Origin of the sequence: Bacillus sp. HMA207, from assembly GCF_003402455.1 — a bacterium.
Lineage (GTDB): Bacteria > Bacillota > Bacilli > Bacillales > Bacillaceae_G > Bacillus_A > Bacillus_A cereus.
The window spans coordinates 81,593-89,158 of the sequence record NZ_BEZT01000005.1; the positions used below are offsets into that span (position 1 = coordinate 81,593).

A 7,566-nucleotide genomic window follows, 5' to 3' on the forward strand; every position below is an offset into this window, starting at 1 on the left:
GCCGAAATCTCGATAAACCCCACCTCGTCAACTACACTATTTGTAGTTCTGGCGCTTTTATAATTTACAATATTTCCTTTGAGAAAAAGAACAAGACCATCTTATAACAAACATGGATAAACCGTCAATGAAATTTTTTTCATCGTCTATAAAACATATGAAAAAGGAGCACTTTTTGTGCTCCTTTTTCATATAAATTCAGCTAATTATTCAGCGCCAACTTCGGCTTTCACAACTTCTACAATGCGATGTACATATGCATCACAAACTTCTTGTGTTGGTGCTTCTGCCATTACACGAATAAGTGGCTCTGTTCCAGATGGACGAACAAGAATACGACCATCACCGTTCATTTCTTCCTCTACAACACGAATAATTTCTTTAATTTTTTCATTTTCTAATGCTAATTTTTTATCTGTTACACGAACGTTTACTAACAATTGTGGGAATTTCGTCATTTCTCCTGCAAGCTCAGATAATGGCTTTTTCGTCATTTTCATGATGTTTACAAGTTGAAGTGCACTTAACATTCCATCACCAGTTGTAATGTAATCAAGTAAGATAATGTGGCCTGATTGTTCTCCACCTAGGTTGTAACCTCCACGCTTCATTTCTTCCATTACGTAGCGGTCACCAACTGCTGTTTTATCACTTGTAATATTATTTGCTTCAAGTGCCTTGTAGAAACCTAAGTTACTCATAACAGTTGAAACAACTGTATTATGTTTTAATTGACCAGTTTCTTTCATATATTTCGCACAAATGAACATAATTTGATCACCGTCAACGATGTTTCCTTTTTCGTCTACAGCAATTAAACGGTCGCCATCGCCATCAAAAGCAAGTCCGATATCCGCACCTTTTTCTTTTACCAATTCAGCTAAGCCTTCTGGATGTGTAGATCCTACACCCTCATTAATATTCATACCGTTTGGAGAAGTTCCCATTGTTGAAATATCAGCTTCTAGGTCTGCAAATAAGTATGGAGCTAGAGAAGAAGTTGCACCATGTGCACAATCTAAAGCGATATGTAGGCCAGAGAAATCTTCTTCAACAGTTTGTTTAATGTACTGTAAATATTTTTGTCCACCTTCAAAGTAATCGCTCACTTGTCCAAGATTAGTACCTGTCGGACGTGGTAGTTCATCAACTTCTTTGTCTAATAAAGCTTCAATCTCAGCTTCTTGCTCATCTGTTAATTTAAAGCCGTCTGAACCAAAGAATTTAATACCGTTATCTTGTACTGGATTATGAGATGCAGAAATCATAACACCCGCTTGTGCATCTAGTGCTTTTGTTAAATAAGCAACGCCCGGTGTAGAAATAACGCCAAGGCGCATTACTTCTGCTCCAGTTGATAATAGGCCTGCTACTAAAGCTCCTTCTAACATATGACCAGATACACGTGTATCACGACCGATAATTACTTTTGGACGATCTGTATCTTTTGTTAATACATAACCACCAAAACGTCCAATTTTGAAAGCTAATTCAGGTGTTAACTCCTTATTTGCAACTCCGCGTACTCCATCTGTACCAAAATATTTACCCATTATGATTCGCTCCTTTTTCTTGCTCTTTTTGATTATCTACTGTTGGTTCTTGACTCGTTTCTTTATCTTTATCTTGATTTTGATTTTGGTTTTGGTTTTGATTCTTTTCCTGTTCTTTTTCTGAATCAGGTTCAGGATTTTTTGGTTTCTCATTTTGATTTTCTTGATCCGTATTTGAATCGGGTTGTTGACCGTTACCCTGTACTTCTTTATCTGGTTTTTCTTTCTTCACAATAGTAACTTTAGCACTTTTTTGTTTTGGCTCTATTGAAATATTACCAGGACCGCTCACTTGAATTGAAATATCTTTCGTCCCTGAGGATACATTTTGCAGATTAATTACCGCTGTTATTTGAGCAGCTGTTATTTTATCTACTATACTTGCTTCTCCTGAAATATCAACACTTATCTTTCCATCTTGCGGCGAAAGTAGCTGAGCAGTAACATCTTTAGACAGTCCATTTTTCTGGATTGGGATACCATCAATCGTTTTTGTTTTCGTTTGTTTTATTTTTTGCACTCCCACCGAAACCTTCACTTGATTCGGTTTTGCACTTGTTACACCCTTGGGTAATAAAACAGAGGCATCGAATGTTGTAGACTCTGTCAATTGACTAAGATCTACTTCGACCCCCTCTAGAGATTGTATATTATCCAAAATATCTTTTGGACCAGCTATCGTTACTTCTCTCGGTTCAACACTGATATTTGTAACCGCCAATCCTTCTGCTAAACTCCCCTTCTTCGTATACGTTACAGGAACAGTTTTTTCAGTATTATTGGCTGTAGTTTGCGTTGCCACATTCAACGTTACACTAATCTTAGATGGACTTGTTCTTACATTTAAACGTTTTCCTTCTTTATTGTATAATGTAACTTCGGGAGTTTTTGTAACAGTTTTATTAACACCTTTTAAATCAACATACGCTTTGGCAGATGAAATGCTTTCAATTTCTTCTTTCGTCCCAACTACCTCAACAGTATCCGGTTTAAGGCTTGATTTTTCTAGAGTAGCCCCCGCTGGCATCTGATCCTCATTTGATAATTTCAGATCTACATGAACATATTTTCTCGCCTTTTCATGAAGAGTAACTTTAATTGTTGATGGCTGAACTGTTCCTTTCACATCATCTGGAAGCCCGTTCGTTTTTAAAGAAATCTCATAAGTTCCTTTTGGACTATCTCGCAAATCAACCGGTATGTCAAATTGTTTTTTTGCTTTTGCTGTAGCAACTGATGCTTTTGGGCCTTCTAATTTTACTTTAACGCCCTCTGCCGGAATACCACTTACAATATATTTTTCCTCATCATACTTAAGATTAATAGCATAATTAGTTAATGTTTCTTTCGTATCATTTGCAAAAGGTAATATACCTGATGTCGTATTTTTTTCAGTTAACGTCGCTGACATAAAAAGCATACACGCCAATAGTAATGAGATCCCTTTTAAAAACCAATGATTCTCCATTAACTTATCCATGACGCTTTCTCCTCCAATTCCATAAAGACGAAGAAGTCGTTTTTTCGTTTCCACTAAATTCAGCTAATAACATATCTTTCAGCTGTTCTGTCTTCAAATCACGATGCAACTTACCATTTTTCGTTAAAGAAATTTGACCAGTTTCTTCAGACACAACTACTGTAATACTATCAGTAACTTCACTAACTCCCATTGCAGCACGATGTCTAGTTCCTAATTCTTTAGAAATAAACGGACTTTCTGATAATGGAAGATAGCATGCTGCTGCTTTAATTGTACTTCCTTGCATAATTACCGCTCCGTCATGAAGAGGTGTATTTGGAATAAAAATATTAATAAGTAATTCCGATGATACGTTTGCATTAAGCGGAATACCCGTTTCCACATAATCACCCATACCGGTCTCTTTTGACAAAGTAATTAATGCACCAATTCTACGTTTCCCCATATATTCGGTTGCTTTTGCTATCGCTGTTGCAACCATTTCAGGTTCATCATCCTCATGCGTTCCAACACGCGAAAATAAACTCCCGCGCCCTAGCTGCTCAAGTGCTCTTCGCAATTCTGGCTGAAAGATAATAATAACGGCTAAAAATCCCCACGTTAATACTTGTTCAGTTAGCCAAGATAGCGTACGCAATTCAAGGAAAATACTGATCATCTTAACGACGATAATAACTGTAATCCCTTTTAAAAGTTGAACAGCTTTCGTCCCTCGGATTATAAGAATTAGCTTATATATAATAAACCATACAATGGCAATATCTAATGCCGTACTAAGATATTTCAAAATGGTCGTATCTTCAAAAGGCATGCTATCCCTTCCTCCTACTTACGAGCAATTCTATCCATATATTGAAATATTGTTTTATGCTCTATCTGTATGTATTTCCAACAACTAGTTAATTATACCATACATGAAACAAACGACAATTACAAACAACCCCCTTTAGCTCAAATTGGTAAGATGTCAAACATTTTTATTGTACAGTATAATATAAATCATTATTATACGCTTATTTTCAAATAAAAAAAGCAACTTCTCAGTTGCTTTTCTTACATTTATTTTAGTTTTTCACCGAATAAAGAACCCATTAAAGCAACTGCTGTTGTTGCCGTTCTATTTCTCTCATCTAAAATCGTATTTACCTCAACAAATTCAGCAGATGTGATAATATCAGCTTCTGCTAACATTTCCATCGCCAAATGACTTTCACGATAAGATAGACCGCCAATTACAGGTGTTCCAACACCTGGTGCATCATGAGGATCAAGACCATCTAAATCTAATGATAAGTGTACACCATCGGTATGAGATAAATATGCGATTGTTTCTTCCATCACAGCCGTCATCCCCATACGATCAATTTCATGCATTGAGAACACTTTAATACCTTCATTGCGAATGAAATCTTTTTCTCCTTCATCCAATGCACGCGCACCGATAATTACGACATTCTCTTTTTTCACCTTTGGATATGCTCCGTATAAATCTACAAGTGAAGAATGTCCATAACCTAAACTTGCTGCAAGTGACATACCATGAATATTTCCAGATGGTGAAGTTTCCTCTGTATTTAAATCACCGTGTGCATCATACCAAATAACGCCTAAGTTTTTATAATGTTTTGCTACACCAGCTAATGTACCGATAGCAATACTATGGTCACCACCTAATACAAGTGGAAAACGACCTTCTTCTATAATATGATCCACCTTACTTGCTAATTCATTACATACAGTTGCAACTTGTGTAAGGTTTCTTAATTTTGTATTTTCATCTATCTCTTTTTCTCTCTCTATACATATATCTCCCATATCTTTAACGTCATATCCAATTTCTTCAATTCTTTCAATTACCCCTGCATAACGGATCGCGCTCGGTCCCATATCAACTCCACGACGCATCTGTCCTAAATCCATTGGAACTCCAATAACTGAGATTTCTTTTTTCATAGATAGTATCCCCCTTTTATGCCTTCACTAAATATTTTAAATCTTTTATATAGTCTGACTCAACTCGACATTTTTCTGTATGGATATACAATTTATTCACTTATATTCACGTTGAAAACCAAATTTTAAGACTATTCTATGTATAAAGTTAACTTAATGAAACAATCGCAATCACTATTATTAAATAATAATAATAAAACACTCCTATATTTAGAAGTGTTTTTCTGATGCTATTTTCCATACTGTTGCAATATTCTTCGTTGTCATTTCAATATTTTCTTCTGCTACTTTATATGCTTCTTCTAGTGTCATCGGTCTCGTTGTAATACTAAATACCGCATCTATTCCTTTCTCGTACACAGCTGAATAATCAGATGATACAGACCCTCCAATAGCAATTACAGGCACAGAAAAACGTTTTGCACGCCCCGCAACACCCACAGGAGCCTTTCCATATGCAGTTTGTTTATCTATTCTACCTTCACCAGTTATAATAAGATTTGCATCTTCTATATGTTTATCGAAATTTGTATAATCTAATACAATTTCAATGCCCCTACGCAAGTCTCCCTTTAACACTGAAATAACAGCCGCTCCCATTCCTCCCGCTGCCCCTGCACCAGGTATTTCAGATACATCAAAAGATACATATCGTTTAAGCATATTCGCATAATGTTGTAAATTTTCATCTAGCTCTTTCATCATCTCTATATTTGCACCCTTTTGTCTCCCAAATACGAAAGATGCTCCCTGCATTCCGACTAATGGATTATCCACATCACATGCCGCTTCTATCTTTACCCCCTTTAAGCGTGGGTCCATTCGTGAAAAATCAATAGTAACAATCGAGTGTAATGTGCCTCCAGATGGATCTATTACTTCACCCTTGCCATTTATAAACCTTACTCCTAAAGCCGCTAACATACCTGCCCCGCCATCATTTGTAGCACTTCCTCCAAGTCCTAAAATTATGTACTCCACTCCTTGATTTAGCGCATGTAATATAAGTTCTCCTGTTCCTTTTGTCGTTGTAATAAGTGGGTTGCGCTTTTCAACTGGAACGTGCTGTAATCCTGATGCTGCTGCCATTTCAATAAACGCTGTCTTTTTATCTTTAGAAATGCCATAAAAAGCTTGTATACCTTCTCTAAGCGGTCCTGTCACACTAATTGATATAATTCTCCCCCCTGTAGCATCAACAAGCGATTCAACCGTCCCTTCTCCTCCATCTCCAATTGGTATTTTCACATACTCTGCATTAGGAAAAATTGCTCTAAAACCTCTTTCAATAGCTCCACATACTTCTATAGCTTTTAGGCTTTCTTTATATGAATCAGATGCAATAACAACTTTCACAATTATCCCCCCATCCCTTATTTTTACGTTTTCTTCATTTTAAACGACAAGTATAAAAGTTGTCTTTTTAAACACAAAAAAAGCTTACATCGTATGATGTAAGCTTTTTTATTTAGATGGAGCCTAGCGGGATCGAACCGCTGACCTCCTGCGTGCAAGGCAGGCGCTCTCCCAGCTGAGCTAAGGCCCCTTATTAATTAAGCGGAAGACGGGATTCGAACCCGCGACCCCAACCTTGGCAAGGTTGTATTCTACCACTGAACTACTTCCGCAAAAATGATGAGCCATGAAGGACTCGAACCTTCGACCCTCTGATTAAAAGTCAGATGCTCTACCAACTGAGCTAATGGCTCGTAAATGGCTGGGCTAGCTGGATTCGAACCAGCGCATGACGGAGTCAAAGTCCGTTGCCTTACCGCTTGGCTATAGCCCATTAATATTTACTAGTATGGTTATCTTTTCAAAAAAATAAACCCTCTCAGGTTATTTTAAAGAAAATGGTGGAGGGGGGCAGATTCGAACTGCCGAACCCGAAGGAGCGGATTTACAGTCCGCCGCGTTTAGCCACTTCGCTACCCCTCCGACATTTTAAATATATATGGTGGAGGATGACGGGATCGAACCGCCGACCCCCTGCTTGTAAGGCAGGTGCTCTCCCAGCTGAGCTAATCCTCCAAAAGTGGTGACCCGTACGGGATTCGAACCCGTGTTACCGCCGTGAAAGGGCGGTGTCTTAACCACTTGACCAACGGGCCAAAAAAGTTTTAAACCTATTCCCAAGCTTCCAACCGGGCTTGAACCGGTGACCTCTTCCTTACCATGGAAGTGCTCTACCAGCTGAGCTATGGAAGCATAATGGCTCCGCAGGTAGGACTCGAACCTACGACCGATCGGTTAACAGCCGATAGCTCTACCACTGAGCTACTGCGGAATAATATTAGCCTGGCAACGTCCTACTCTCACAGGGACAAGGTCTCAACTACCATCGGCGCTAGAGAGCTTAACTTCCGTGTTCGGTATGGGAACGGGTGTGACCTCTCTGCCATCATTACCAGACTTTTATCATTATAAACATTTCTTTCGAAATGTCAAGAAGAAATTTTAATATATATTCCTTCAAAACTAGATAACATTTGCTACATATTATATGGTTAAGTCCTCGATCTATTAGTATTCGTCAGCTCCACATGTCACCATGCTTCCACCTCGAACCTATCAACC

At 38.1% G+C, this 7,566-nt stretch carries 5 protein-coding genes, 9 tRNA genes and 1 rRNA gene; all 15 read right to left on the bottom strand.

What is annotated here, in order from left to right:
* Window positions 1-206: 206 nt before the first annotated feature.
* Window positions 207-1,553: a phosphoglucosamine mutase gene (gene glmM, locus HMAS_RS26020; RefSeq protein ID WP_000521476.1), complete on the bottom strand. Its 1,347-nt coding sequence runs from the start codon at window positions 1,551-1,553 to the stop codon at window positions 207-209.
* Complete coding sequence (locus tag HMAS_RS26025; protein ID WP_116345092.1) at window positions 1,546-3,033, bottom strand: CdaR family protein; 1,488 nt, start codon at window positions 3,031-3,033, stop codon at window positions 1,546-1,548. The genes glmM and HMAS_RS26025 overlap by 8 nt, the downstream gene beginning before the upstream one ends.
* Window positions 3,026-3,847 (bottom strand): diadenylate cyclase CdaA, encoded by an 822-nt coding sequence (cdaA, locus tag HMAS_RS26030; RefSeq protein ID WP_001115697.1) that lies wholly within the window; start codon window positions 3,845-3,847, stop codon window positions 3,026-3,028. Before cdaA ends, HMAS_RS26025 begins: the two co-directional genes overlap by 8 nt.
* 248 nt (window positions 3,848-4,095) lie before the next feature.
* The gene (gene rocF, locus HMAS_RS26035; RefSeq protein ID WP_000711563.1) at window positions 4,096-4,989 is read right to left on the bottom strand and encodes an arginase; all 894 of its coding nucleotides are present in this window, start codon (window positions 4,987-4,989) and stop codon (window positions 4,096-4,098) included.
* 210 nt (window positions 4,990-5,199) lie between these two features.
* Complete coding sequence (locus HMAS_RS26040; protein WP_000869592.1) at window positions 5,200-6,345, bottom strand: glycerate kinase; 1,146 nt, start codon at window positions 6,343-6,345, stop codon at window positions 5,200-5,202.
* A 117-nt stretch (window positions 6,346-6,462) separates the two neighbouring features.
* Window positions 6,463-6,535: transfer RNA gene (locus HMAS_RS26045), tRNA-Ala, on the bottom strand.
* A 10-nt stretch (window positions 6,536-6,545) separates the two neighbouring features.
* Window positions 6,546-6,617 (bottom strand) — tRNA-Gly (locus tag HMAS_RS26050).
* A gap of 8 nt (window positions 6,618-6,625) precedes the next feature.
* A tRNA-Lys gene (locus HMAS_RS26055) sits at window positions 6,626-6,698 on the bottom strand.
* Window positions 6,699-6,703: 5 nt separating this feature from the next.
* Window positions 6,704-6,778, bottom strand: a tRNA-Gln gene (locus HMAS_RS26060).
* 65 nt (window positions 6,779-6,843) lie between these two features.
* Window positions 6,844-6,927 (bottom strand) — tRNA-Tyr (locus HMAS_RS26065).
* Window positions 6,928-6,944: 17 nt separating this feature from the next.
* Window positions 6,945-7,020: transfer RNA gene (locus HMAS_RS26070), tRNA-Val, on the bottom strand.
* Between the two features lie 5 nt (window positions 7,021-7,025).
* A tRNA-Glu gene (locus HMAS_RS26075) sits at window positions 7,026-7,100 on the bottom strand.
* A gap of 24 nt (window positions 7,101-7,124) precedes the next feature.
* Window positions 7,125-7,197 (bottom strand) — tRNA-Thr (locus tag HMAS_RS26080).
* Between the two features lie 4 nt (window positions 7,198-7,201).
* Window positions 7,202-7,276 (bottom strand) — tRNA-Asn (locus tag HMAS_RS26085).
* A gap of 9 nt (window positions 7,277-7,285) precedes the next feature.
* Window positions 7,286-7,401: ribosomal RNA gene (gene rrf, locus HMAS_RS26090) — 5S ribosomal RNA — on the bottom strand.
* Window positions 7,402-7,566 lie beyond the last annotated feature (165 nt).